Annotated in this window: 1 protein-coding gene; it reads left to right on the forward strand. The window is 68.5% G+C overall.

The window, feature by feature from the left end; translation table 11 throughout:
- Nucleotides 1-495: KR domain-containing protein (locus IH48_RS35555; protein WP_158710404.1), on the forward strand; the 495-nt coding region annotated here is incomplete at both ends.

The following is a 495-nucleotide window of genomic DNA, read 5'->3' on the forward strand; positions in this document are numbered from 1 at the left end:
TCGCCGCGCTGCTGGAGACGGTCCCTCACGCTCACCCGCTGACGGCCGTCATCCACACCGCCGGCGTCGTCCAGGACGCCACGCTGGGCAATCTCTCGCCCGAGCACCTAGACGCGGTGCTGCGGCCAAAGGCCGACGCCGCCTGGAACCTGCACCAGCAGACCAAACACCTCAACCTCTCTGCCTTCATCCTCTACTCCTCAGCCGCCGGAACCCTCGGCAACCCCGGCCAGGCCAACTACGCCGCCGCCAACACATTCCTCGACGCACTCGCCCACCACCGCCACACCCACGGCCTGACCGCCACCTCCCTCGCCTGGGGCCTATGGCAACAGACCAGCACCATGACCAGCCACCTCGACACCACCCCAGCGGCTGGCCCAGACACTCGCTCCCCTCACCGAGGGCGAACAGGAGCAGTTCCTCCTCGGCCTCGTACGCGACCACGTGGCGGCCGTACTCGGCCACAGCAACAGCCGCGGAATCGACGAACAC

It is taken from the genome of Streptomyces sp. NRRL F-5126 (assembly GCF_000721265.1).
Classification (GTDB): domain Bacteria; phylum Actinomycetota; class Actinomycetes; order Streptomycetales; family Streptomycetaceae; genus Streptomyces.